This is a genomic window from Pseudomonas sp. MWU349 (assembly GCF_017947325.1).
GTDB lineage: Bacteria > Pseudomonadota > Gammaproteobacteria > Pseudomonadales > Pseudomonadaceae > Aquipseudomonas > Aquipseudomonas protegens.
In genome coordinates this window covers 306,473-331,096 of record NZ_JAFEVP010000001.1, presented here as the reverse complement: position 1 = coordinate 331,096, position 24,624 = coordinate 306,473, and the positions used below count along the sequence as shown (strand labels likewise).

At 62.3% G+C, this 24,624-nt stretch carries 27 protein-coding genes; 15 read left to right on the top strand and 12 right to left on the bottom strand.

Annotation, left to right across the window (positions count from 1 at the left end; all coding sequences use genetic code 11):
• Nucleotides 1-8: 8 nt before the first annotated feature.
• The gene (locus KCG88_RS01400) at nt 9-1,157 is read right to left on the bottom strand and encodes a muconate cycloisomerase family protein (protein ID WP_011062150.1); all 1,149 of its coding nucleotides are present in this window, start codon (nt 1,155-1,157) and stop codon (nt 9-11) included.
• Nucleotides 1,158-1,282: 125 nt separating this feature from the next.
• Here KCG88_RS01400 and KCG88_RS01395 point away from each other — a divergent pair, with 125 nt between their 5' ends.
• Nucleotides 1,283-2,191, top strand: a complete 909-nt coding sequence (locus tag KCG88_RS01395) for a LysR family transcriptional regulator (protein ID WP_210711555.1) — start codon at nt 1,283-1,285, stop codon at nt 2,189-2,191.
• Between the two features lie 72 nt (nt 2,192-2,263).
• Here the strand turns inward: KCG88_RS01395 and KCG88_RS01390 are convergent, their stop codons facing one another.
• Nucleotides 2,264-3,016: an outer membrane beta-barrel protein gene (locus tag KCG88_RS01390; RefSeq protein WP_210711554.1), complete on the bottom strand. Its 753-nt coding sequence runs from the start codon at nt 3,014-3,016 to the stop codon at nt 2,264-2,266.
• Nucleotides 3,017-3,200: 184 nt separating this feature from the next.
• On the opposite strand from KCG88_RS01390, the gene KCG88_RS01385 reads away from it, so the two are divergent.
• From KCG88_RS01385 to KCG88_RS01375, 3 genes are all read left to right on the top strand, one after another.
• Nucleotides 3,201-3,656 carry an RDD family protein gene (locus KCG88_RS01385; protein ID WP_210711553.1) on the top strand — a complete coding sequence of 152 codons (456 nt, stop codon included), beginning with the start codon at nt 3,201-3,203 and terminating at the stop codon, nt 3,654-3,656.
• Nucleotides 3,657-3,717: 61 nt separating this feature from the next.
• Nucleotides 3,718-4,041 carry a DUF6388 family protein gene (locus tag KCG88_RS01380; RefSeq protein ID WP_047287881.1) on the top strand — a complete coding sequence of 108 codons (324 nt, stop codon included), beginning with the start codon at nt 3,718-3,720 and terminating at the stop codon, nt 4,039-4,041.
• 55 nt (nt 4,042-4,096) lie between these two features.
• The gene (locus tag KCG88_RS01375) at nt 4,097-4,801 is read left to right on the top strand and encodes a YoaK family protein (RefSeq protein WP_047287882.1); all 705 of its coding nucleotides are present in this window, start codon (nt 4,097-4,099) and stop codon (nt 4,799-4,801) included.
• Nucleotides 4,802-4,816: 15 nt separating this feature from the next.
• On the opposite strand, the gene KCG88_RS01370 is transcribed toward KCG88_RS01375, so the two are convergent.
• On the bottom strand, nt 4,817-5,566 hold the full coding sequence (locus tag KCG88_RS01370; protein ID WP_210711552.1) for an SDR family oxidoreductase: 750 nt from the start codon (nt 5,564-5,566) through the stop codon (nt 4,817-4,819).
• Between the two features lie 186 nt (nt 5,567-5,752).
• Between KCG88_RS01370 and tusD the strand changes: the two genes are divergently transcribed.
• The 6 genes from tusD to KCG88_RS01340 all read left to right on the top strand — a co-directional run bounded on the left by tusD (nt 5,753) and on the right by KCG88_RS01340 (nt 9,225).
• Entirely contained in the window at nt 5,753-6,145 is a 393-nt protein-coding gene (gene tusD / locus KCG88_RS01365; RefSeq protein WP_047287884.1) for a sulfurtransferase complex subunit TusD, read from the top strand.
• A 1-nt stretch (nt 6,146) separates the two neighbouring features.
• Nucleotides 6,147-6,509 carry a sulfurtransferase complex subunit TusC gene (tusC, locus tag KCG88_RS01360; RefSeq protein ID WP_047287885.1) on the top strand — a complete coding sequence of 121 codons (363 nt, stop codon included), beginning with the start codon at nt 6,147-6,149 and terminating at the stop codon, nt 6,507-6,509.
• Nucleotides 6,509-6,805: a sulfurtransferase complex subunit TusB gene (gene tusB, locus KCG88_RS01355; RefSeq protein ID WP_210711551.1), complete on the top strand. Its 297-nt coding sequence runs from the start codon at nt 6,509-6,511 to the stop codon at nt 6,803-6,805. Before tusC ends, tusB begins: the two co-directional genes overlap by 1 nt.
• Nucleotides 6,802-7,137 carry a TusE/DsrC/DsvC family sulfur relay protein gene (locus KCG88_RS01350; protein ID WP_016966956.1) on the top strand — a complete coding sequence of 112 codons (336 nt, stop codon included), beginning with the start codon at nt 6,802-6,804 and terminating at the stop codon, nt 7,135-7,137. Before tusB ends, KCG88_RS01350 begins: the two co-directional genes overlap by 4 nt.
• A complete protein-coding gene (locus KCG88_RS01345; RefSeq protein WP_210711550.1) occupies nt 7,134-8,135 on the top strand; it encodes a glycosyl transferase family protein in 1,002 nt (333 codons plus the stop codon). Before KCG88_RS01350 ends, KCG88_RS01345 begins: the two co-directional genes overlap by 4 nt.
• 88 nt (nt 8,136-8,223) lie before the next feature.
• Entirely contained in the window at nt 8,224-9,225 is a 1,002-nt protein-coding gene (locus KCG88_RS01340; protein ID WP_011062162.1) for a glutathione S-transferase family protein, read from the top strand.
• A 71-nt stretch (nt 9,226-9,296) separates the two neighbouring features.
• On the opposite strand, the gene cysG is transcribed toward KCG88_RS01340, so the two are convergent.
• The 6 genes from cysG to KCG88_RS01310 all read right to left on the bottom strand — a co-directional run bounded on the left by cysG (nt 9,297) and on the right by KCG88_RS01310 (nt 16,819).
• The gene (cysG, locus tag KCG88_RS01335) at nt 9,297-10,691 is read right to left on the bottom strand and encodes a siroheme synthase CysG (RefSeq protein ID WP_047287889.1); all 1,395 of its coding nucleotides are present in this window, start codon (nt 10,689-10,691) and stop codon (nt 9,297-9,299) included.
• Nucleotides 10,692-11,972: a serine--tRNA ligase gene (gene serS, locus KCG88_RS01330; RefSeq protein WP_047287890.1), complete on the bottom strand. Its 1,281-nt coding sequence runs from the start codon at nt 11,970-11,972 to the stop codon at nt 10,692-10,694. It abuts the gene before it with no gap.
• Nucleotides 11,973-11,988: 16 nt separating this feature from the next.
• Nucleotides 11,989-12,363 carry a fluoride efflux transporter CrcB gene (gene crcB / locus KCG88_RS01325; protein WP_047287891.1) on the bottom strand — a complete coding sequence of 125 codons (375 nt, stop codon included), beginning with the start codon at nt 12,361-12,363 and terminating at the stop codon, nt 11,989-11,991.
• On the bottom strand, nt 12,360-13,685 hold the full coding sequence (locus KCG88_RS01320; RefSeq protein WP_047287892.1) for a replication-associated recombination protein A: 1,326 nt from the start codon (nt 13,683-13,685) through the stop codon (nt 12,360-12,362). The genes crcB and KCG88_RS01320 overlap by 4 nt, the downstream gene beginning before the upstream one ends.
• Nucleotides 13,686-13,718: 33 nt before the next feature.
• Entirely contained in the window at nt 13,719-14,342 is a 624-nt protein-coding gene (gene lolA, locus KCG88_RS01315) for an outer membrane lipoprotein chaperone LolA (RefSeq protein WP_011062167.1), read from the bottom strand.
• Nucleotides 14,343-14,410: 68 nt separating this feature from the next.
• Nucleotides 14,411-16,819, bottom strand: coding sequence for a DNA translocase FtsK (locus tag KCG88_RS01310; RefSeq protein WP_019092904.1), 2,409 nt, complete (start codon nt 16,817-16,819; stop codon nt 14,411-14,413).
• A 295-nt stretch (nt 16,820-17,114) separates the two neighbouring features.
• On the opposite strand from KCG88_RS01310, the gene trxB reads away from it, so the two are divergent.
• The 4 genes from trxB to infA all read left to right on the top strand — a co-directional run bounded on the left by trxB (nt 17,115) and on the right by infA (nt 19,903).
• Nucleotides 17,115-18,065: a thioredoxin-disulfide reductase gene (trxB, locus tag KCG88_RS01305; RefSeq protein ID WP_210711549.1), complete on the top strand. Its 951-nt coding sequence runs from the start codon at nt 17,115-17,117 to the stop codon at nt 18,063-18,065.
• A gap of 72 nt (nt 18,066-18,137) precedes the next feature.
• Nucleotides 18,138-18,818 carry a leucyl/phenylalanyl-tRNA--protein transferase gene (gene aat / locus KCG88_RS01300; protein ID WP_210711548.1) on the top strand — a complete coding sequence of 227 codons (681 nt, stop codon included), beginning with the start codon at nt 18,138-18,140 and terminating at the stop codon, nt 18,816-18,818.
• A gap of 58 nt (nt 18,819-18,876) precedes the next feature.
• Nucleotides 18,877-19,584, top strand: a complete 708-nt coding sequence (locus KCG88_RS01295) for an arginyltransferase (protein WP_047287894.1) — start codon at nt 18,877-18,879, stop codon at nt 19,582-19,584.
• A gap of 100 nt (nt 19,585-19,684) precedes the next feature.
• The gene (infA, locus tag KCG88_RS01290; RefSeq protein WP_002553999.1) at nt 19,685-19,903 is read left to right on the top strand and encodes a translation initiation factor IF-1; all 219 of its coding nucleotides are present in this window, start codon (nt 19,685-19,687) and stop codon (nt 19,901-19,903) included.
• A 126-nt stretch (nt 19,904-20,029) separates the two neighbouring features.
• Here infA and clpA read toward each other — a convergent pair whose 3' ends face one another.
• Complete coding sequence (gene clpA, locus KCG88_RS01285) at nt 20,030-22,300, bottom strand: ATP-dependent Clp protease ATP-binding subunit ClpA (protein ID WP_047287895.1); 2,271 nt, start codon at nt 22,298-22,300, stop codon at nt 20,030-20,032.
• A gap of 29 nt (nt 22,301-22,329) precedes the next feature.
• Nucleotides 22,330-22,692 carry an ATP-dependent Clp protease adapter ClpS gene (gene clpS / locus KCG88_RS01280; RefSeq protein WP_011062173.1) on the bottom strand — a complete coding sequence of 121 codons (363 nt, stop codon included), beginning with the start codon at nt 22,690-22,692 and terminating at the stop codon, nt 22,330-22,332.
• Between the two features lie 218 nt (nt 22,693-22,910).
• On the opposite strand from clpS, the gene cspD reads away from it, so the two are divergent.
• Nucleotides 22,911-23,174 (top strand): cold shock domain-containing protein CspD, encoded by a 264-nt coding sequence (gene cspD / locus KCG88_RS01275; RefSeq protein ID WP_019092905.1) that lies wholly within the window; start codon nt 22,911-22,913, stop codon nt 23,172-23,174.
• 79 nt (nt 23,175-23,253) lie between these two features.
• On the opposite strand, the gene icd is transcribed toward cspD, so the two are convergent.
• On the bottom strand, nt 23,254-24,510 hold the full coding sequence (gene icd, locus KCG88_RS01270) for an NADP-dependent isocitrate dehydrogenase (RefSeq protein WP_011062175.1): 1,257 nt from the start codon (nt 24,508-24,510) through the stop codon (nt 23,254-23,256).
• Nucleotides 24,511-24,624: the final 114 nt, after the last annotated feature.

Sequence of the window (24,624 nt, the reverse complement as noted above, 5' to 3'; positions counted from 1 at the left end):
AGCCCTCCTCAGGTGTGATGCAGCACGGGGGTGGTTTTGTCGCGACGGAAGAACGCCAGGCGCTCTTCGTCCAGGCTCAGGCCAAGGCCCGGTGCCTTTGAGACATGCAGGTGGAAATCCCGGTACACCGGCGGCTCGGCGAGGATGTCCTCGGTCAGCAGCAACGGGCCGAACAGTTCGGTGTCCCAGCTCAGTTTGTTCAGGGTCAGGAAGGCGTGGGCCGAGGCCAGGGTGCCGATGCCGCCCTCGAGCATGGTGCCGCCGTACAGGCCGATGCCCGCCGCCTCGGCAATCGCCGCGGTGCGCAGGGTGGCGCGAGGGCCGCCGTTCTTGGCGATCTTCAGGGCGAACACCGAGGCCGCCCCTTCCCGGGCCAGGTTGAAGGCGTCTTCCACACACTCGATGGATTCGTCGGCCATGATCGGCGCCGGGCTGCTGGCATTCAGGCGCACCATGCCGGCGCGGTTGTTGCGCGAAATCGGTTGTTCGATCAGGTCGATGCCATTGCCGCCGAGGATGCGGCAGGCGCGCAGGGCCACGGCTTCGTCCCAGGCCTGGTTGACGTCGACCCGCACGCTGGCGCTGTCGCCCAGGGCCTTCTTGATGGCGATCACGTGGGCCAGGTCGCGGTCCACTTCACCGGCGCCGATCTTCAGCTTGAAGATGCGGTGGCGGCGCAGGTCGAGCATCTTCTGCGCTTCGGCGATGTCCTTGGCGGTGTCGCCACTGGCCAGGGTCCAGGCCACTGGCAGCGCATCGCGCACCCGGCCGCCCAGCAGTTCACTGACCGGCAGCCCGAGGCGCTTGCCCTGGGCGTCGAGCAAGGCGCTTTCGATACCGGATTTGGCGAAGGTGTTGCCGCGGATGCTCTGCTCCAGGCGCAGCATGGCGGCGTTGATGTTGCTGGCGTCCTGGCCGATCAGCAGCGGCGCGACGAAACGGTCGATATTGGTCTTGATGCTGTCCGGGCTTTCATTGCCATAGGCCAGGCCACCGATGGTGGTGGATTCCCCCAGGCCTTCGATGCCGTCGGCGCAGCGCAGGCGGATCAGCACCAGGGTCTGGTTCTGCATGGTGTGCATGGCCAGCTTGTGGGGGCGGATGGTCGGCAGATCGACGATGATCGTCTCGATCGATTCAATGGCAGAAGCGTGCATTTCCATACCCGTGAGGTTCTTGAAGTTCTGCCAGCGATTCTGTCCCGGCTTTTTCCGGGGTTCCAATATAGAATTGGTCTGGCTTGATACCTTTAAGGTATGCACTTAACCACTGGGGAGCTGTCATGGAACTGCGTCATCTGCGCTATTTCCAGGTGCTGGGGGAAACCCTCAATTTCACCCGCGCCGCCGAGCGCCTGCACATCGCCCAGCCGCCGCTGAGCCGGCAGATCCAGCAACTGGAAGACGAGTTGGGGGTGCTGTTGCTGGAGCGTGGCCGACCGCTGCGCCTGACCGCCGCCGGGCGGTTTTTCTTTGAACACTCCAACCGGGTGCTGGAGCAGTTGGGCAAGGTTTGCGACAACACCCGGCGCATCGGCCTGGGGCACAAGACCTGGCTGGGCATCGGCTTTGCCCCCTCGACCCTGTACGGCGTGCTGCCGCAGCTGATCCGCCGCCTGCGCAGCAACGAAACCCTGGAACTGGAGCTGGGCCTGTCGGAGATGACTACCCTGCAGCAGGTGGAAGCCTTGAAGGCCGGGCGCATCGATATCGGCTTCGGGCGTATCCACATCGACGACCCGGCCATCGTGCAGAAGGTGCTGACCGAAGACCGCCTGGTGGTCGCCCTGCCCGCCGGCCACCCGCTGCTGGGGCAACCGGTGAGCCTGGCGCAACTGGCGGACGAGCCTTTCGTGCTGTACCCAGCCAACCCGCGCCCGAGCTACGCCGACCATGTGATCGCGCTGTTCAGTGCCCGCGGCCTGAACCTGAAGATCGCCCAGTGGACCAACGAATTGCAGACCGCCATCGGCCTGGTAGGCGCCGGCATCGGCATCACCCTGGTACCGGCCTCGGTGCAGGTGCTGCACCGCGACGACATCGGCTTCTGCCCGCTACTGGAGGCCGAGGCCACCTCGCCGATCATCCTCAGCCGCCGCATCGGCGAGCCCTCGCCGGGCCTCACCCATTGCCTGCACCTGATCGCCCAATTGCGCAGCGAGATCGGCCGCGAACACCCTATCGTCTGCTGAAAGCACAACCGCCGGCCCCATCGAACGACGGGCACCGGCGGCTCTCTTGCAGCTTGGAACGGGCGGCTGCCCTTAGAAGGTCAGGCCAACCTTGAAGCCATACTCGTCACGCTTGAGCTTGGTGTTGTCAGCCACCGGCGTATCTTCGTCCAGCTTGTACTCGGTGCGGGTGTAATAGACCCCGGCCATGACCGGCAGCGAGCCGTTCTGGTTCATCAAGAAATTCACCTCGGCGTAGGGGTTGGTGCGGTCCTTGAGGTCCACGGTGTCGCTGCCCACGTCATCCACCTTGAGCCGCGCCTTGCCGTTGATGGTGTGGCGCGCACCCAGCTCGACGCGCATGGTCAGGTCGTCGAACTGGTGGTTGTAGCCCAGGGCAGCCTTGGCGAAGGGCGACTTGTTGGTGAGCTTCATGTCGTAGTCGCCGGTGTCCGGCTCGTAGCGGGTCCAGGTGTAGCCCCCCCCCACCAGCACATCGACAAAGTTGCGTGCGTCCAGGGCGGCGCGCCAGCCCAGGTCGAGGTCGGCCTGGCCTTCCTTGAGCTTGTTGTCGTGCTTCTTGCCGAACTTGGCCTCAACCCCGGCCTGGTAGATCAGGCCCGATTCGGCGGTCATCTTGTTGCCGAAGTTGTAGAACCCCCCCCCTTCACCCAGGTGCTCCTTGTCGCTTTCACTACCGCCTTCGAGCTTGAAGTCGTTGTAGCTACCGAGAATACCCAGGGTGGAAATCGGCCCGGTGGCCGGGGCGGCCATGGCGCTGCTGGAAAGGGCCAGCAAGGTGGCAGCAGAAGTGCTGGCCAGGAGGGTTGCGAATACCTTTGACATCGTGTGTAGATCTCCCTGTTTGAATAAGGCAAATGCTGCAGGAGCCTTTTCGAGGGAAGTCGCGAGCAAAAGGTTCTAATTATTTTTCACGTTTTTTTCACATCCCTGTGAAGCCTCGCCCCCGCAGGGGCTTTAGGCCTTACAATAGGGCGCTCAATACAGGGCGTAGTCTTCGGGGCAGTGCATGGAAGTATCGAGAGTCGGCCTGATCATCCGGCGCATTCTGGCTTATCTGGTCGACGGCCTGCTGGTCCTGCTGCTGTGGTTTGTCCTATGCCGGCTGGCCGAACGCCTCCGATACCCGGATATGGAGCAATTCTCCACCTGGTGCCTGCTGGCCACCTGGTGCCTGTATTTTCCCCTCAACGAATACCTGTGGCGTGGCTACACCGCCGGCAAGGCCCTTTGCGGCCTGCAAGTGATCAATGGCATCGGCCAGCCCCCCTCGCTGCTGCAGGTACTGATCCGCTCGGCGACCCGCCCCTTCGAAGCCGCCCTCAGCCCGGTGTCCCTGCTGATCTGCTGCGAATCAAGCCGCGGCCAGCGCATCGGCGACCGGCTAGCGCGCACCTATGTCATCCCGTGCAAGGATCTGGCGCGGCTGCGTGGCTTGATGGCCGCTCAGCCGAACCTGCCTTGAGCATCCGGCCGTAACCCATTCAGTCTTGCGCCCTGGCGTGGCGCTTTTTCCGGGAGTCTTCATGGCAATCGATCAACACCCGCATGAACAGGCCTTGGTCACGTTCCTCGAACAGCGCCCCGAGCTGCGCGAACAGCTGGACAACCTCAACCCCCTGGAAGCCCGGGCCCGGGGCGAAACCCCGGCGCAGTACCGCGCCGAACGCCTGCATGAAGCCTTCGAGGCCGAAGCCGAACGCCTGGGGTTGTTCGCCTGGGAATTGAGCCTGCAACTGACCGCTGCCAGCCCCGAGGAATTCCACGCCCAGCGCCTTGAAGTGCACCGGGAAGTGGCGGAGATGGCCGGCATGCCGTGGGACGAGTACTGCACCCTGCACCACCTTTGACCCCCGGCCTTGGCCCGCACGTGCCCCTCGCAGTCCCTGTTCAGGAGAACCGACGATGTTGCCTTCGACTTCCACGCAATCGGCCAGCGCAGCCCTGCAGCACACGCAGAAATGGCGCGGACGGGTCGGCCTCGGGCTGGTGGCCTGCCTGTCGGTCCTGGCGGGGATGACCGACGCCATCGGCTTCATGGCCACTGGCGATTTCGTGTCCTTCATGAGCGGCAACACCACCCGCATGGCCGTGGCCATCAGCGATGGGGAACCGGGCCTGGTGCTGCGCCTGCTGCTTCTGGTGGCGACCTTTATCGTCGGTAACGCCCTGGGCGTGGTGGTCAGCCGCCTGGCCGGGCACCGTGCCCTGCCCTTGCTGCTGAGCATCGGCGCGCTGCTCTGCGCCTCTGCTGCCTGGCCTTTTGAGCAGCAACTGCCGGCCCTGCTGGCGGCCATCACTGCCATGGGCATGCTCAACGCCGCGGTGGAGGAAGTGAACGGCCTGCCCATCGGCCTGACCTACGTCACCGGCGCCCTGTCACGCTTTGGCCGCGGCCTGGGGCGCTGGGTGCTCGGCGACCGACGCAACGGCTGGCGGGTGCAACTGGTGCCCTGGAGCGGCATGTTCGCCGGGGCGGTGCTGGGGGCCTTGCTGGAACAGCACCTGGGGCTCAAGGCGCTGTATGTCAGCGGGTTGTTTGCCGCGCTGCTGGGCGTGGCGTCGTTGAGGATCCCCCGCCGCTGGCAACTGGGCTACAAGAACCGCTGACATTGAGCACGGTTATCAGCTGAACAGGCCGCCGCTGTCGGTATCGATCACGATCGACGACAGGCTGATATGCCGCGGCCGGGTCAGGGCGAAGATCACGGCCTCCACCACATCACGGTTGGTGCCCTGCTCGCCCTTGTGCCGCGTCGGAATCTGCTGCCAGGCCTCATCCAGCGGCGAGATATCTTCCAGGTACGGCGGGTGCACGCACAGCGAACGCACCGGCGTGCCCCGAAGCATTTGCCGCAGGCCATCGGCCAGGGCCAGTTGCCCGTGCTTGGCCGCATAGAACGGCAGCGACACGCTGTGCAGCGGTGCATTGGGCAAGCCGCTGATGGAACCGATGGTGACGATGTCCGGGCGCTTGGAAGCCTTGAGCACCGGCAACAGGCCCTGGGTCAGGAGGAAGGTGCCGCTCAGTGCGGCGTCGATCACCCCGGTGACTTCAGCGGCGCTGTGGGGCTGCTCGCTGGCCTCCAGCCACATGGCGCCGTTGTTGATCAGGATGTCCACTTGCGGGTGGCGGACGTGGATCTCAGCCAGGGCGGCCTTGACGCTGTCGCTGCTGGCCAGGTCCACCACCACCTGATCGGCGGGGCTGCCGGTACGTGCCTCGATGGCCGCGCTGACCTGCGCCAGGGCCTCGGGGTTGCGCCCACAGAGAATCAGCTTGCAGCCCTGGTCCGCCAGGCTGATGGCCAGCGCGGCCCCCAAGCCTCTTCCGGCCCCCGTGACCACGACCACCGCCGAATTCAAATCCATCATCCCTTGCTCCTTGTCCCCGGTTGCATGAAGGCGCGAGTCTATCCCTCGCTTCGCAGTTTGGGGCCGGGCAATGCTTTACCCGATATGTCCTGCATGCCTGGAACCAGAGCCCCAGGGGCGAAACGGGTTTAGCCGATGTTCAAAGAAAGCTTTATCATGGCCGCAGTTTTATCCATCGAGTCCGTCATGAAGTTCGCCATCGCCCTGTTCTCTGCCGCCCACGCGCCTTCCTCGCGCCGCGCCCTGCTGTTCGCCCAGGCGGCGCTGGCGGGCGGGCATGAAATTGTCCGGCTGTTTTTCTACCAGGACGGCGTGTACAACGCCGCCAACAGCATCGTCACGCCCCAGGACGAACAGGACCTGCCCAAAGAATGGCGCGAGTTTGTCGGCCAGCATCAACTGGACGGCGTGGTGTGCATCGCCGCGGCCCTGCGCCGGGGCGTGTTGAATGCTGACGAAGCCCAGCGCTACCAGCGCACGTCGGTGAGCGTCGAAGCCCCCTGGGAGCTGTCGGGGCTCGGGCAATTGCATGACGCGGTACAGGCCGCCGACCGCCTGATCTGTTTTGGAGGGGCGTGACATGGCCAAATCCCTGTTGTTGATCAGCCGCCAGGCGCCGTGGTCCGGCCCCGGCGCCCGGGAAGCCCTGGATATCGTCCTGGCCGGCGGCGCCTTCGACCTGCCCATCGGCCTGCTGTTTCTTGATGATGGCGTGCTGCAACTGGCGCCCGGACAACAGGCCTCGCTGCTGCGCCAGAAAGACCTGAGCGCCAACCTGCAGGCGCTGGCGCTGTTCGGCGTCGACGAGCTGTTTGCCTGCAGCGCCAGCCTCGCAGCCCGCGGCCTCGACCCGGCGAGCTTGAGTCTTGACGATGTACAGCTGCTCAACGCCCCGGAACTGGCCGGGATCATCGACCGTTTTGACCAGGTGATTACCCTCTGATGTCGACCTTGCATGTGTTGTCCCACTCGCCCTTCACCGACACCCGCCTGAGCAGCTGCCTGCGCCTGCTGGGCAGCGCCGACGGCCTGCTGCTGTGCGGCGACGCCGCCTATGCCCTGCAACCGGGCAGCGCCATTTGCAGCGAACTGAGCACCCGTAGCGGCTTGAATCTGTACGTGCTGGAAGAAGACCTGAGCGCCCGCGGCCTGGCCCTGCCGACCTGGGCCCGTGCGGTGGACTATCCGGGCTTCGTCGAGCTGTCGATTGAGCATGACAAGGTCAATGCCTGGCTATGAGTACCCTGACCGTGGGCGCTCGCGCCATCGAACTGGACAAGGACGGCTACCTGGTCAACCTCGACGACTGGTCCGCCGACGTGGCGCAAGCCCTGGCCGCCAACGAAGAGCTGGAGCTGAGTGCAGAGCACTGGGAAATCCTCGAACTGCTGCAGGGCTTCTATAAAGAGTTCCAGCTGTCCCCGGCCACCCGCCCGCTGATCAAGTACACCGCCCTCAAGCTGGGCCCGGACAAGGGCAACAGCCTGCACCTGAACCGACTGTTCAAAGGCACTCCCGCCAAACTTGCCGCCAAGCTGGCGGGCCTGCCCAAGCCAACCAATTGCCTATGAACGAATTCGCCCCCCTGCTCACCCAAACCCCGGAAGAACACCCCTTTGCCCAGTTCGTGCGCATCCTCGGCAAGGGTAAGCGCGGCGCGCGCAACCTGACGCGCGAGGAAGCCCGGGACGCCATGGGCATGCTGCTGGACGGCAAGGTCGAGGACACCCAATTGGGCGCCTTCCTCATGCTGCTGCGGCACAAGGAAGAAAGCCCGGAAGAGCTGGCGGGCTTCACCGAAGCCTTGCGTGAACGCCTGAACGCCCCGGCGATTGCGCTGGACCTCGACTGGCCGACCTACGCCGGCAAGAAGCGCCACCTGCCCTGGTACCTGCTGGCGGCCAAGTGCCTGGCACAGAACGGCGTGCGCATCCTGCTCCACGGTGGCGGCGCCCACACCGCCGGGCGCCTGTACACCGAACAATTGCTGGAACCCCTGGGAATTCCCCTATGCCGTAACTGGCAGGCGGTCGGCCAGGCACTGGACCAGGGCAACCTGGCCTTCATGCCCCTGGGGGACTGGGCGCCGCAACTGCAGCGCATGATCGACTTGCGCAACATCCTCGGCCTGCGCTCACCGATCCACTCCCTGGCGCGAATCCTCAACCCCCTGGGCGCCCGTTGCGGCCTGCAGAGCATCTTCCACCCCGGCTACCAGGCAGTGCACCGCGATGCCAGCGGCCTGCTGGGGGACAACGTCATCGTGATCAAGGGCGATGGCGGCGAGATCGAGATCAACCCGGACACCACCAGCCATCTGTACGGCAGCACCGGCGGCGTCAGTTGGGATGAAGAGTGGCCGGCACTGTCGGCCCAGCGCCATGTGAAACCGGCCAGCCTGGAACCCGAGCACCTCAAGGCACTGTGGCGCGGTGATGTTGAGGACAGTTATCCGCAGCTGGCCCTGCTGGCCACCATGGCCCTGGCCTTGCGCGGCCTGGGCACGCCCCGGGAGCAGGCCTTCGCCCTGGCCCAGCAGTACTGGGATGCCCGGGACAGATCGATTTAATCGATCAAAACCGCCCATGCTTTGCGCTTTTTGTTCGAACCCAGCGGCATAGACTGCACTCCAACGCAAAATAGCTGAGGAGCATTCCATGGGACTGCTGATCGAAGGGCGCTGGCATGACCAGTGGTACGAAAGCGGCAAGGATGGCGCCTTCCAACGGGAACAGGCGCAACGTCGCAACTGGGTCACCGCCGATGGCCGCCCCGGCCCCAGCGGTGAAGGCGGCTTTGCCGCCGAGGCCGGGCGCTACCACCTTTATGTGTCCCTGGCCTGCCCCTGGGCCCACCGCACCCTGATCCTGCGCAAGCTCAAGGGTCTGGAACAGCTGATCGACGTCTCGGTGGTCAGCTGGCTGATGCGCGAGAACGGCTGGACCTTCGACAGCGCCCATGGCTCCAGCGGCGATGCGCTGGATCACTTTGATTTCATGCACCAGCGCTACACCGCCGACACCGCCGACTACACCGGCCGCGTCACCGTGCCAGTGCTGTGGGACAAGCAGCAACAGCGCATCGTCAGCAACGAATCGGCGGAGATCATCCGCATGTTCAACAGCGCCTTCGACGGCCTGACCGGCAATGGCCTGGATTTTTATCCGCAGCCATTGCGCGCACGCATCGATGAACTCAACGCACGCATCTACCCCGCGCTGAACAATGGCGTGTACCGTGCCGGGTTTGCCACTTCACAACAGGCCTATGAGACGGCGTTCGATGATGTCTTCGCCGAGCTGGACGCCCTGGAGGCGTTACTGGACAAGCAGCGCTACCTGGCCGGCGAGTACCTGACCGAAGCCGATGTGCGGCTGTTCACCACCCTGATCCGCTTCGATGCGGTGTACCACGGCCACTTCAAGTGCAACCTGCGGCGGATTGCCGATTATCCCAACCTGTCGAACTGGCTGAGGGAGTTGTACCAATGGCCGGGGATTGCCGAGACGGTGGATTTTGCCCATATCAAGGGGCACTACTACGCCAGCCACACCACCATCAATCCGACCGGGATTGTGCCGAAGGGGCCGTTACAGGACTTCAGCCGCGCACATGATCGGCAACGGTTGAGCGGACAAGGGGTTTGGTGCAGGGGTTAAGGACGCTTTCGCCGGCAAGCCGGCTCCTACAACAGTGGAATCTGTAGGAGCCGGCTTGCCGGCGAAGCTTTTCAGACCTCGGACTGAGCGCCTTCGAACCAGGCCAGCTTCTCGCGTAGCTGGACCACTTCGCCGACGATCACCAGGGTCGGCGCGTGCACTTCGTGCTCGGCCACCAGCGCAGGCAGGTTGCCCAGGGTGCCGGTGAAGACACGCTGGTTGCTGGTGGTGCCCTGCTGAACCAGCGCCGCCGGGGTGTCGGCGCCGCGACCGTGCTTGATCAGTTGCTCGCAGATGGTCGGCAAGCCCACCAGGCCCATGTAGAACACCAGGGTCTGCGCTGGCGCCACCAGGTCGCTCCAGGGCAGGTTGCTGGTGCCGTCCTTGAGGTGGCCGGTGACGAAGCGTACCGACTGGGCATAGTCACGGTGAGTCAGGGGAATCCCGGCATAGGCCGAGCAACCACTGGCCGCGGTAATTCCCGGCACCACCTGGAACGCAATGCCGTGGGCCGCCAGCTCTTCGATCTCTTCGCCGCCCCGGCCAAAGATGAAGGGATCACCGCCCTTCAGGCGCACCACCCGCTTGCCTTGCCGGGCCAGGTTCACCAGTTGCTGGTTGATCTGCTCCTGAGGCACGGCGTGATCGGCGCGACGCTTGCCGACATAGATGCGTTCGGCGTCGCGGCGGCACAGCTCGAGAATCGCCGGCGCCACCAGACGGTCGTAGAGCACCACATCGGCCTGCTGCATCAGGCGCAGGGCACGGAAGGTCAGCAGGTCCGGATCACCCGGGCCTGCGCCCACCAGATACACCTCGCCCGGCGCATGAGGCGCCTTGCCGGCAATCTTGGCCTGCAACAGACGTTCGGCCTCAGCCCCCTGCCCCGCCAGTTGGCGATCGGCGATGGGGCCCTGGAACACGTCTTCCCAGAACGCCCGGCGCTGCTGCACATCCGGAAACAGGCCTTTGACCTGGGCGCGGAAACGCGCCGCCAACCCGGCCAGTTGGCCGTAGGTGGAAGGAATCCAGGTTTCCAGCTTGGCCCGGATCAGCCGCGCCAGCACCGGCGCATCGCCGCCACTGGAGACTGCGATGACCAGCGGCGAACGGTCGACGATGGCCGGGAAGATCACGCTGCACAGGGCCGGCGCGTCCACCACATTGACCGGAACGCAACGCCGATGGGCATCGGCGGAGACCTGGGCATTGAGGGATTCGTCGTCGGTGGCGGCGATGATCAGGGTGCAGCCGTCGAGGTCCGCCTCGACATACCCGCGCAGCAGGGACTCACCGCCGCTGGCGACGATCAGTTCCTGCAATTGCGCTTCTATTTCAGGTGCGACCACTCGCAGCTGCGCACCGGCATCGGCCAGCAGACGGGATTTGCGCAAGGCAATCTCCCCTCCGCCGACCACCAACACACGACTGCCGCGAAGGTTGTGAAACAGCGGCAGATATTCCATTTAGCCGATGACCTCAAGGCCACCCATGTACGGCTTCAGCACATCCGGCACACGGATCGAACCGTCGGCCTGCTGGTAGTTCTCCAGCACCGCCACCAGGGTACGGCCCACGGCCAGGCCGGAACCGTTGAGGGTGTGCACCAGCTCAGGCTTGCCGGTTTCCGGGTTGCGGAAGCGCGCCTGCATGCGGCGGGCCTGGAAGTCGCCACAGTTGGAGCACGAGGAGATCTCGCGGTACTTGTCCTGGCTCGGCACCCAGACTTCCAGATCGTAGGTCTTGACCGCGCTGAAACCCATGTCGCCGGTGCACAGCGCCAGAACGCGATACGGCAGTTGCAGCAGTTGCAGGACTTTCTCGGCGTTGGCGGTCAGGCCTTCCAGGGCTTCCATGGAGGTCGACGGCTCGACCACCTGGACCATCTCGACCTTGTCGAACTGGTGCTGGCGGATCATGCCGCGGGTATCGCGACCCGAAGCACCGGCTTCACTGCGAAAGCACGGGGTGTGAGCGACGAACTTCAGCGGCAGCTGCTTGGCGTCGAGGATCTCGCCAGCCACGATGTTGGTCAGCGACACTTCAGCGGTCGGGATCAGGTACAGATCGGCCTCGCCTTCGCGAGTGATCTTGAACAGGTCTTCCTCGAACTTCGGCAACTGGCCGGTGCCCATCAGCGCCGGAGCCTGCACCAGGTACGGGGTGTAGGCCTCTTCGTAGCCGTGCTCGCCGGTGTGCAGGTTGATCATGAACTGCGCCAGGGCGCGGTGCAGACGGGCGATCGGGCCGCGCAACAGGGCAAAACGCGCGCCGGACAGCTTGGCGGCGGTTTCAAAGTCCAGCCAGCCGTGGGTTTCACCCAGGGCCACGTGGTCCTTGATCGGGAAATCGAAGGCGGTCGGGGTGCCCCAGCGGCGCACTTCGACGTTGCCGTCTTCATCTTCGCCCACCGGCACCGACTCGTGGGGCAGGTTGGGAATGCCGAACAGGATCGAATCCAGTTCGCTCTGGATGTTTTCCAGCTCCGCCTTGCCGGAGCTCAGCTCGTTCCCCATGCGCTCAACGTCGGCCATAAGCGGGGCGATGTCTTCGCCGCGTTGCTTGGCCTGGCCGATGGACTTGGAGCGCGCGTTACGTTCAGCCTGCAGTTGCTCGGTGCGGGTCTGCACGGTCTTGCGCTGTTCTTCCAGCGCTTCGATGCGTGCCACATCCAGGGCAAAGCCGCGGGATGCCAGACGATCCGCTACGTCCTGGAGGTTGCTACGTAACAGTTTGGAATCGAGCATGTCGTTCTCTCGTTTATCAAAGTTTGGTCAAGGACAGGCCGGCCCAGGTAGCAAGCAGCCCGCCGAATACACTCAGTGCCGCGTAGCCCAGGGCCAGCGCCACTTGTCCGCTTTCCAGCAGACGCACGGTATCCAGTGAAAAGGATGAAAAAGTCGTCAGGCCACCGAGGAAGCCCACTATCAATCCGGCACGCACTTCGATCGGCACTTCCGGACGGACCAGGAACAGCCCGTATAACACGCCGATCAGCAGGCAGCCCACGATATTAACGGCCAGCGTCGCGGTATAGAAGTGCCGCGGCCAATTGGCATTGATCCAGTTGCCGCTGGCAAAGCGCAACAGGGTGCCAGCAACACCGCCGGCGGAGACTGCGAGGATCAGGGGGATCAAGGTTTTCTCCGCTGCAAGGGGCTGGCCCGGTCCAGGGCCGCCAGGTGCTTGAGCTTCTCGCCGATCTTCAGTTCCAGGCCACGGGGCACCGGTTGATAGAGCGGCAAGGGTTCGAGTTCTTCGGGGAAATAGTCTTCCCCGGCGGCGTAGGCATCCGGCTCGTCATGGGCGTAGCGATATTCGTCGCCGTAGCCCAGTTGCTTCATCAGCTTGGTCGGGGCATTGCGCAGGTGGATCGGCACTTCCAGCGAGCCATGCTCGGCAGCGGCGCGCATGGCGGCCTTGAAGCCCATGTACACGGCGTTGCTCTTCGGCGCACAGGCCAGGTAGGTGATGGCCTGGGCCACTGCCAGCTCGCCTTCGGGGCTGCCAAGGCGCTCCTGCACATCCCAGGCCGCCAGGCACAGGCTCAGGGCCCGCGGGTCGGCGTTGCCGATGTCTTCGCTGGCCATGCGCACCACGCGCCGGGCCAGGTACAGCGGGTCGCAGCCGCCGTCGAGCATGCGCGCGAACCAGTACAGGGCGCCGTCGGGATTGGAGCCGCGCACCGACTTGTGCAACGCGGAAATCTGGTCGTAGAAGGCTTCGCCGCCCTTGTCGAAACGCCGGCGGGTGTCACCCAGCAGGCTTTGCAACAGATCGACACTGATCTCGCCACCGTCTTCGGCCAGGTCCGAGGCGTTTTCCAGCAGGTTGAGCATGCGCCGGCCATCGCCATCGGCGGCCGACAGCAGCATCTGGAAGCCTTCATCGCTGAGGCTCAGCTGGCGCTTGCCCAGCCCGCGCTCTTCCGTCAGGGCTCGCTGTACCAGGGTGCCCAGGGCCGTTTCATCCAGGCTCTTGAGCACATAGACCCGGGCCCGGGAGAGCAAGGCGTTGTTGAGTTCGAAGGACGGGTTTTCCGTGGTGGCGCCGATAAAGATCAGCGTGCCGTCTTCCACGTAGGGCAGGAAGGCATCCTGCTGGGACTTGTTGAAACGGTGCACTTCATCGACAAACAGAATGGTCCGCCGCCCGTATTGCCCAGCCTGCTGCTTGGCGATCTCCACCGCCTGGCGGATCTCCTTGACCCCGGCCAGCACCGCCGAGACGGTTTCGAAGTGGGCATCCGAGACTTCCGCCAGCAGCCGCGCCAGGGTGGTCTTGCCGACCCCGGGCGGGCCCCAGAAGATCATCGAATGCAGCGCGCCCTGCTCCAGGGCCTCGCGCAGCGGCTTGCCCCGGGCCAACAGGTGCTGCTGGCCAACGTACTCGTCCAGGTTGGTCGCACGCAGGCGTGCGGCCAGTGGCTGGGCAATCGGGGCACTACGAAACAGGTCCATGGACTACCTTCGAAACCTTGCGGTTGCGGCTGCTTACTCTTGGATCACATCGGCACCCTTGGGGATGTCGAACTTGAACTTGGACGCCGGGATGGCTTCGTTGGCCTTGACCCCGGTGAACAGGATATTGGTGCGCTGGCCAACGCTGTCGATCAACTGCATGTCGTTGATCATGCCGTTGCGGAACGACAGGCGCAGGCTGTCGAACAGGGTGTCGCGGGTTTTCGGCTTGAGGGTGAAGTCCATCACACCACCGGCCTCCTTGGAGGTGATGTCGAAGCTTTCGCTGATCTTCGACACGTCACCGGAGAGCAACAGGGCCGGGGTCTGGGTCAGGCGCTGGTCGAGCTTCTTGATGGTCACCTGCTCCAGGTCCGGGTCCCACAGGGAGACTTTCTGGCCGTCGGAAACCATCAGCTGTTCTTGTGGCGCATCGGTGTGCCAGTAGAACAGGCCTGGGCGCTGCAGGGACATTTCGCCGGCGGTTTCCTGCAACTGGGTACCGCTGCCGTCCAGGGTCAGCTGGGAGAACCGCGCGGTCAGGGTCTGGGACTTTTCCAGCAACTGGGTCAGGCGCGCCACGTCTTTGGGGTCGGCGTGGGCCGACAAGGTGGTCACAGCCAATACCGGCAGCAGCAACATGCGAATCAGGCGCATGGAATTCCTCATTAATTGGATGGGTATACGAGCGGCGTGATTTCACGCCGCTGCAAGCGAAACAAGGATCAGTCGCGCGTCGGGCCCGGCGCCAGCACTTCGCGGGAGCCGTTGGTGTTCATCGCCGTCACCACCCCGGCCATTTCCATGGCTTCGATCATCCGGGCGGCGCGGTTGTAGCCAATCTTCAGCTTGCGCTGTACCGCAGAGATCGAGGCCCGGCGGCTTTCCAGGACGAACTGCACGGCTTCGTCGTAGAGCGCGTCGGCTTCCGGATCATCGCCGTCACCGCCGCCGCTGCTGCCTTCGAAACCACTGCCCGCCTCTTCGACACCGTTGAGGATATCGTCGTTGTATTCCGGCGCACCGCGCAGCTTCCAGGCCTCCACCACGCGGTGCACTTCATCATCGGAAACGAAGGCGCCGTGGACGCGGATCGGCAGGCTGGTGCCCGGCGGCATGTAGAGCATGTCACCGTGGCCCAGCAATTGTTCGGCACCACCCTGGTCGATGATGGTCCGCGAGTCGATCTTGCTCGACACCTGGAACGCCATGCGGGTCGGGATGTTGGCCTTGATCAGGCCGGTAATCACGTCCACCGATGGGCGCTGGGTGGCGAGGATCAGGTGGATACCGGCGGCACGGGCCTTCTGGGCGATACGGGCGATCAGTTCCTCGACCTTCTTGCCGACGATCATCATCATGTCGGCGAATTCGTCCACCACCACCACGATGGTCGGCAGCTTGGTCAGCAATGGCGCTTCGTCGTGGATGCTTTCGCGGTTGTACAGCGGGTCGGCCAGCGGGGTACCGGCGTCGATGGCTTCCTTGACCTTGGCGTTGAAGCCCGAGAGGTTGCGCACGCCCATCTTGGCCATGAGCTTGTAGCGCCGCTCCATCTCCGCCACGCTCCAGCGCAGGGCGTTGGCCGCATCCTTCATGTCGGTCACCACCGGGCACAGCAGATGCGGAATACCCTCGTAGATCGACAGTTCGAGCATCTTCGGGTCGATCATGATCAGCTTGGCGTCTTCCGGGCCGGACTTGAACAGGATCGACAGGATCATCGCGTTGACCCCCACCGACTTACCGGAACCGGTGGTACCGGCCACCAGCAGGTGAGGCATTTTCGCCAGGTCGGTGATGATCGGCTTGCCGCCGATATCGTGGCCCAGGGCCAGGGTGACCGGGGATTTGAAGTTGTCGTACTCCGGGGTCGAGAGCACTTCGGAGAAGCGCACGATCTGCCGGTCTTCGTTGGGAATCTCGATGCCCACGGTGGTCTTGCCGGGAATCACTTCCACTACGCGAACGCTGGTCACGGCCAGGGAACGCGCCAGGTCCTTGGCCAGGTTGGCGATACGACTGACCTTCACCCCGGCCGCCGGCTGGATTTCGTAACGGGTAATCACCGGCCCCGGGTGGATCGAATCCACCGAGACTTCGACGCCGAACTCCTTGAGCTTGATCTCCAGCAGGTGGCCGACTGCCGCCAGGGATTCGGGGGAATAGTTCAGCTGTTTCTTTTCTGCCGGGTCGAGGATCGAGATCGGTGGCAAGGTGCCTTCCACCGCGCTGTCGACGAACAACGGCACCTGTTTCTCTTTCTGCACACGCTTGCTGGGCTCCGGCGCCTTGGTGGCGATCGGCGTGATCACTGGCGGCACCTGCTTTTCGCGCTCGGACATGTGCTTGCTCAGGGCCTGCTCGCGCTCGATCAGGCGCTCCTTGACCTTGGCCTGCTCGCGCTTGTCGGCCACATTCGGGGTCACGACTTCATCGACCCGGGCATCCACTTCGCGCAATTGCGCCACCAGTTGCTTGCGCTCCACGCGCGCATCCCACCAGCGGTTGGCGGCGCCCTGGAACAGTTCGAACAGGTCGAGGGTGATCTTGCCGGTCACGTCCATCACCTTGAACCACGACAGGTCGGTGAACACCGTCAGGCCGAACAGGAACAGGGCAATGAACATCAGGGTGCTGCCCTGCACATTCAGGGCGTTCTTGGCCAAGTCGCCCAGGCTTTCGCCCAGGGCGCCACCAGCACCGGCCGGCAGGCCCGTGGCGGCATGGAAATGGATATGGGCCAGCGCGGCGCCCGACAGCACCAGGAACACCAGGCCGATCAGCCGCCAGGAAAACAGCCAGCCGCTCCACTGCCAGGGCTCATGGCGCTGGCGAAAGATCTGGTAGGTCTTGATCGCCAACAGCAGCGGGAAGATATAGGCGAAGTAACCCAACACCATAAACAGGATATCGGCGCTGTAGGAACCGGCCGGGCCACCGAAGTTCTGCACGTCTTCAATCTTGCTGTTATGACTCCAGCCCGGATCATCTTTCCCATAGGTCAGAAGTGCCATCATCAAGAACAGGCACAGGGCGCCAATGGCGATCAACGCACCTTCCTTGAGCCGGTAGTGCAATTGTTGACGCCAGAGCGGAACAACAGGTTTAGGTGCTGCGGTGGATTTCTTCAAAACGCGTCTTTTCCTGCGCCAAGGGCGCGTCCAACGGATGATTGACTACAAGATACTGCTCAATCCGAGCAGGTAAATAAAGTTGACCGGCGTAACTGGGGCTACTTTTAACACTCTGCCCCTTGCTTCTGAAACAGTGCAATTCTGAATAAACCCGGTACAGCGTCGTATTGTACGGGTTTGTTCACGCCATGCCACGTCGGAACCCTCCGACCAGCATAGTCAACGGCCTGTTACGCACTGTTCAATTGGAGCATGCATTCTCTTTTGTGACAAAGGCTTATGAGGTGTTTTTATGAACGATGCGAAGCATTCACGCCTGATCATTCTGGGCTCCGGCCCTGCCGGTTACAGCGCTGCCGTCTATGCCGCTCGAGCCAACCTCAAACCAACGGTGATCACCGGTTTGCAAGCCGGCGGCCAACTGACCACCACCACCGAAGTCGACAACTGGCCCGGCGATGTCGAAGGCCTGACCGGCCCGGTGCTGATGGAGCGCATGCAGAAACATGCCGAACGCTTCGACACCGAGATCGTCTATGACCACATCCACACCGCACAGTTGCAGCAGCGGCCGTTTATCCTCATCGGCGACAGCGGCACCTACAGTTGCGACGCACTGATCATCGCCACCGGCGCCTCGGCGCAATACCTGGGCCTGCCCTCCGAAGAGGCCTTTGCCGGCAAGGGGGTTTCCGCCTGTGCCACCTGCGACGGCTTCTTCTACCGCAATCAGGTGGTGGCCGTGGTGGGCGGCGGCAACACCGCCGTGGAGGAAGCCCTGTACCTGTCGAACATCGCCAAAGAAGTGCACCTGGTGCATCGCCGCGACAAGCTGCGAGCCGAGAAAATCCTCCAGGACAAGCTGTTCGACAAGGCCGCCAATGGCAATATCCGCCTGCACTGGAACCAGCACCTGGAGGAAGTGCTGGGCGATGCCAGCGGCGTGACCGGCGCCCGCCTCAAGGACAGCCACAGCGGAGAAACCAAGGATCTGGCACTGGCCGGGGTGTTCATCGCCATCGGCCACAAGCCCAATACCGATCTGTTCCAGGGCCAGCTGGAGATGCGCGACGGCTACCTGCTGGTGCGTGGCGGCAGCGAAGGCAATGCCACGGCCACCGGCATCCCGGGCGTATTTGCCGCCGGCGACGTGGCCGACCACGTCTATCGCCAGGCCATCACTTCGGCCGGCGCCGGCTGCATGGCAGCGCTGGATGCGGAAAAATTCCTCGACGACAACTAAGCCCTCGCCCTACGCTTGTGGCGAGCCCGCACTGGCTCGCCACCGCCCTCCCCTGCCGCAAGTCTGGATACCATGCTGACCTGGTTACAACGCAACACACTTGACTTCCCGCCGCTGGAAAAGGCCATGCGCGAGCCCAATGGTTTGCTGGCCGCAGGCGGAGACCTGTCTGCCGACCGCCTGATCCAGGCCTATCGTCACGGCTGCTTTCCCTGGTTTTCCGAAGGCCAGCCGATTCTCTGGTGGTCCCCTGACCCGCGCACAGTGTTATTCCCAGACGAACTGCATGTCTCCCGCAGCCTGGGCAAATTGCTGCGCAAACAACGCTATCAGGTGACCTTCGACCAGGACTTTGCCGCAGTCATCAGCGCCTGTGCAGCGCCTCGCGCTTATGCCGAGGGCACCTGGATCAGCGAAGCGATGCAACGCGCCTACCTGCAACTGCATCAACGCGGTTACGCCCATTCGGTGGAGGTCTGGGACCAGGGAGTGCTGGTGGGCGGCTTGTATGGACTGGCCATGGGGCAGCTGTTTTTCGGCGAGTCGATGTTCAGCCGCGCCGACAACGCCTCGAAATTCGGCTTTGCCACTCTGGTGGAACGCTTGAAGGCGTGGGGATTTGTACTGATCGACTGCCAGATGCCCACCGAGCACCTGCACAGCCTCGGCGCCCGATCCATTTCCCGTCCAGAGTTCGCGAATTACCTGAAACACCACCTGGACCTGCCGAGCCGCGCCATATGGGTTTCCTAGGCGGGTTTGCCGGTGGTGGCTTACACTTAATTGCAAAGCTTATCCCGAGGGTTGACTCATGACCGAGTTGGCGCGCCTGAAGTTCTATGCCACTCAACCCCACTCTTGCAGCTACCTGCCCGACGAACAGGCGACCACTCTGTTCCTCGATCCCAGCCAGCCCATGGACGTGCATGTCTACGCGGATCTGTCGGAAATGGGCTTTCGGCGCAGCGGCGATCATCTGTATCGCCCCCACTGCCAGAACTGCAACGCCTGCGTCCCGGCGCGCATTCCAGTGGCGCAGTTCCTGCCCAATCGCCAGCAAAAACGCATTCTCAAACGCAACAGCGACCTGACCGTACACGCAGCCAAACCAGGCTTCAGCGAAGAGTACTTTGAGCTTTACCAACGCTACATCGAGCAACGCCACGCCGATGGCGACATGTTCCCCCCCAGCCGCGACCAATTCTCGACCTTCCTGGTTCGAGACCTGCCCTTCTCGCGCTTCTACGAGTTCCGCCTGGACGGTCGCCTGCTGGCCGTGGCGGTCACCGACCTGCTGCCCAACGGCCTGTCGGCGGTCTACACCTTCTATGAACCCGACGAAGAGCGCCGCAGCCTCGGGCGCTTTGCGATCCTTTGGCAAATCGGCGAAACCCTGCGCCTGGGGCTGGATGCGGTGTACCTCGGCTATTGGATCAAGAACTGCAAAAAGATGAACTACAAGACCCAATATCGCCCCATAGAGCTGCTGGTTAACCAGAGATGGGTGATCCTCAACTAGAAGGTCTTGGCTTAAACCCCACTTTTCGGGCACAATGCACGCCGCTTTTGCCTGGCGCAGTTGCACCGGGCCATTCATTGGACACCGAGGGCTTTACTGCATGTCGAAAGAAGACAGCTTCGAAATGGAAGGCACTGTCGTCGACACCCTGCCCAACACCATGTTTCGTGTGGAGTTGGAAAATGGGCACGTCGTAACCGCGCATATTTCCGGCAAGATGCGCAAGAACTACATTCGTATTCTTACCGGTGACAAAGTGCGCGTCGAGCTGACGCCCTATGACTTGAGCAAAGGGCGCATCACTTACCGCGCTCGCTAAGCAAGTCAATACAAGACGCCCGGTTATGCCGGGCGTTTTTGTTCGTCTGCAAAAAACGTTTCAAAGGCCAGATAGCACAAAGGCACCTCCCGGTGCCTTTGGCTGTACTGCTGCGTTATGCGGCGATCAAGCCATTTCCGCCGTGGTTTCGAAATCGAAGGTCAGCTCGCCATCCTTGATGTCGATGTGGACCACACCGCCATGGTCGGACAACTCGCCAAACAGGATCTCCTCGGCCAGGGGACGCTTGATCTTGTCTTGGATCAAGCGCGCCATCGGACGGGCGCCCATGGCCACGTCATAACCACCGGCGGCCAGCCAGCTGCGAGCGGCATCGGTCACTTCCAACTGCACACGCTTGTCTTCCAGCTGCGCCTGAAGTTCGGTAAGGAACTTGTCCACCACGCTCTTGATCACTTCGTGGCTCAGGCGACCGAACTGGATAATGGTGTCCAGACGGTTGCGAAACTCCGGCGTGAAGCTCTTCTTGATCACTTCCATGGCATCGGAAGAGTGATCCTGATGAGTGAAACCGATGGAGGCTCGCGCCGCGGTTTCAGCACCGGCATTGGTGGTCATGATGAGGATCACATTACGGAAATCCGCCTTGCGCCCGTTGTTGTCGGTCAAGGTCCCGTGGTCCATCACCTGCAGCAGCAGGTTGAAGACTTCAGGGTGGGCCTTCTCGATTTCATCGAGCAGCAATACACAATGCGGCTGCTTGGTGATGGCCTCGGTCAGCAAGCCACCCTGGTCGAAACCGACATAGCCGGGAGGCGCACCAATCAAGCGCGAGACGGTGTGCCGTTCCATGTACTCGGACATGTCGAAACGTACCAGCTCGATCCCCATGGCCTTGGCCAACTGCCGCGCCGCTTCGGTCTTGCCCACGCCGGTAGGACCAGCGAACAGGAAGGAACCGACCGGTTTGTCCGGCGACTTCAGGCCTGCACGGGACAGCTTGATCGCGGTGGACAGCGAATCGATCGCCGCATCCTGGCCAAACACCGTCAGCTTGAGATCGCGCTCAAGATTGCGCAGCAGCTCTTTATCGGAACTGGTGACGTGCTTTGGTGGAATCCGCGCGATTTTCGCCACGATGTCTTCGACCTGGGCCACTTCGATGCGCTTCACGCGCTTCTCCGCTGGCTGCAGGCGCTGATAGGCACCCGCCTCGTCGATGACGTCGATGGCCTTGTCCGGCATATGCCGGTCATTGATATAGCGCGAGGCCAATTCCGCTGCGGCACGCAGGGCTTCATCACTGTATTCGATACTGTGATGCTGCTCGAAACGCCCCTTGAGGCCGCGCAGGATGCCAATGGTGTCTTCAACCGAGGGCTCGGACACATCGACTTTCTGGAAGCGCCGCGCCAAGGCCCGGTCCTTCTCGAAAATGCCACGGAACTCCTGAAAGGTAGTCGAGCCGATGCAACGGATATCACCCGAGGACAGCAGCGGCTTGAGCAGGTTCGAGGCATCCATCACCCCACCGGAGGCCGCACCGGCACCGATGATGGTATGGATTTCGTCGATGAACAGGATCGCCTGAGGGCGTTTTTTCAATTCGCCCAGCAGCGCCTTGAAGCGTTTCTCGAAATCGCCGCGGTATTTGGTACCGGCCAGCAACGCCCCGAGATCCAGCGAGTAGACGACGCTGTTGATCAGCAGGTCCGGCACTTGATTGTCGACGATGCGCTTGGCCAGGCCCTCGGCAATCGCGGTCTTGCCCACGCCTGCCTCACCCACCAGCAGCGGGTTGTTCTTGCGCCGGCGCGCCAGGATCTGCGCTACGCGCTCGACTTCCTGCTCGCGCCCCACCAACGGATCAATGCGCCCCTGACGGGCCAGTTCATTGAGGTTGCTGGCATAGGCATCCAGAGGATTGCCCGAAGAAGACGACTCACCACCCTCTTCGTCCTGCATATCCTGTTCACCTTCAGAATGATCGCCATGCCCGGGCACCTTGGAGATGCCATGGGCGATGTAGTTGACCACGTCGATACGGGCAACGCTCTGCTGTTTCAGCAGGAACACCGCCTGGCTCTCTTGCTCACTGAAGATTGCCACCAGCACATTGGCACCGGTGACTTCACGCTTGCCCGAGCTCTGTACGTGAAAGACAGCACGTTGCAATACACGCTGGAAACCCAGGGTTGGCTGAGTTTCGCGATCCTCGTCGTGCACGGGAATCAGCGGCGTGGTGGAGTCGATGAACTCCTGCAGGTCGTGCTTGAGTTTGTCGAGGTTTGCTCCGCAGGCACGTAAAACGGTGGCGGCGGCCTCATTATCCAAAAGAGCCAACAGGAGATGCTCGACGGTCATGAATTCATGACGCTTCGAACGGGCCTCCTTGAAGGCGAGATTGAGGGTGACTTCGAGCTCGCGGTTTAACATAGCTTCACCTCATACCCAAGTGGTCGGCGTTAACCGTCCTTCTCGATTTCACAGAGTAGCGGATGCTGGCTTTCCCGGGCGTACTGGTTGACCTGCATGGCCTTGGTCTCGGCGATGTCGCGGGTAAACAATCCACACACTGCCCGCCCTTCGGTATGGACGGCCAGCATGACCTTGGTCGCCAGCTCGCGATTCAGGTTAAAAAACATCTCGAGCACTTCGACGACGAAATCCATCGGCGTGTAGTCATCGTTGAACAAAACCACCTTGTACATCGGCGGCGCCTGGAGAGCAGGCTTAGCCTCCTGTACTGCCAAGCCAGCGGAATCGTCGTCGTGCAAGTCCGGGCGATCCTGATTGAATGTTAGTCGAATCTGGCTGATTGCATGCATGGAAAGAAAGGTTCGTCAGTTGTGCAAATACAGTGGTGGGGGCGCTCTGGAAGGATTTCAACTCCGACCGCCGGGTCAACTTGACTATCGGCAAAACGGTGTTACAACCAATAGGGCCCACATTGGGTAATAAACGTCCGCGGCGTCAACCTTTTTACCAAGATTGGCGGCGGATGAACTGGATGATACTCCAGTGATGGAGTCTGTTGCAGAGGGATATGAGTATGGCTAGCGGTAAGGTCAAGTGGTTCAACAACGCCAAGGGTTATGGCTTTATTAATGAGGAGGGCAAGACTGACGATCTGTTTGCCCATTACTCGGCCATCGATATGGATGGCTACAAGACCTTGAAAGCCGGACAGGCTGTGAGCTTCGAGATCATCCAAGGGCCCAAGGGCCTGCATGCGATCAAAATCAGCGCTTTGAAGGTGCCCGGCGAAATCGTCACCGCCGAGGCCCAGCCCGAAAGCGCCCTGAGCTGAACCAACCAACATCCAGTCATAAAAAAACCGGCCGACTCAAGGGATTGAGTCGGCCGGTTTGCTTTGGGCGCCGTACAGCTTACATGTGCGAGATCAGCGCATCGCCGAAGGCCGAGGAAGACAGCAGGGTTGCACCGTCCATCAGGCGTTCGAAGTCATAGGTCACGGTCTTGGCCGAGATTGCGCCATTGGTGCCCTTGATGATCAGGTCGGCCGCTTCGGTCCAGCCCATGTGGCGAAGCATCATCTCTGCCGAGAGGATCAGCGAACCCGGGTTGACCTGGTCCTTGCCGGCATACTTGGGCGCGGTACCGTGGGTGGCTTCGAACATGGCCACGGTATCGGACAGGTTGGCGCCTGGTGCAATGCCGATGCCGCCCACTTCCGCCGCCAGGGCGTCGGACAGGTAGTCACCGTTGAGGTTGAGGGTCGCGATCACATCGTATTCGGCCGGGCGCAGCAGGATCTGCTGGAGCATGGCGTCGGCGATGGCATCCTTGACGATGACGTTCTTGCCGGTTTTCGGGTTCTTGAACTGCATCCAAGGGCCGCCGTCCAGCAGGGTCGCGCCGAACTCTTCGGCCGCCACTTCGTAGGCCCACTCCTTGAAGGCACCTTCGGTGAACTTCATGATGTTGCCTTTGTGCACGATGGTCAGCGAGTCGCGGTCGTTATCCACGACATATTGCAGCGCCTTGCGCGCCAGACGCTTGGTGCCCTGCAGGGAAACCGGCTTGACGCCGATGCCGCAGTTTTCGTCGAAACGGATCTTGGTGACACCCATTTCCTCCTTGAGGAACTTGATGACCTTGGTGGCTTCTGCCGAACCGGCTTTCCACTCGATGCCGGCGTAAATGTCTTCGGAGTTTTCACGGAAGATGGTCATGTCCACGTCACCCGGCTTTTTCACCGGGCTGGGCACGCCTTCGAACCAGCGCACAGGGCGCAGGCATACATAAAGATCGAGTTGCTGACGCAGGGCCACGTTCAGGGAACGGATGCCACCACCGACCGGAGTGGTCAGCGGGCCCTTGATGGAAACCACGTAATCCTTCACTGCGTCCAGGGTTTCCTGAGGAAGCCAGGTGTCCTGGTCGTACACTTGAGTCGCTTTTTCCCCGGCATACACTTCCATCCAGGAAATCTTGCGTTCGCCGCCGTAAGCCTTCTTAACCGCAGCATCGACAACCTTGATCATGACCGGGCTGATATCAACACCAATACCGTCGCCTTCGATGAAAGGAATAATCGGGTTGTTAGGAACATTGAGAGAATGGTCTGCGTTGACGGTGATTTTGTCGCCGACTGCTGGAACCTGAATCTTCTTGTATCCCATGCTGAACTCCGTTGTGTGGATTGAACATCTGCCTGCGTTCGAGCGTACCCCAGTTGAATCTGGACGGGAACCTCATGTTCCACCCATATGCCGTGAAAGCTGCACAGTTCGCGG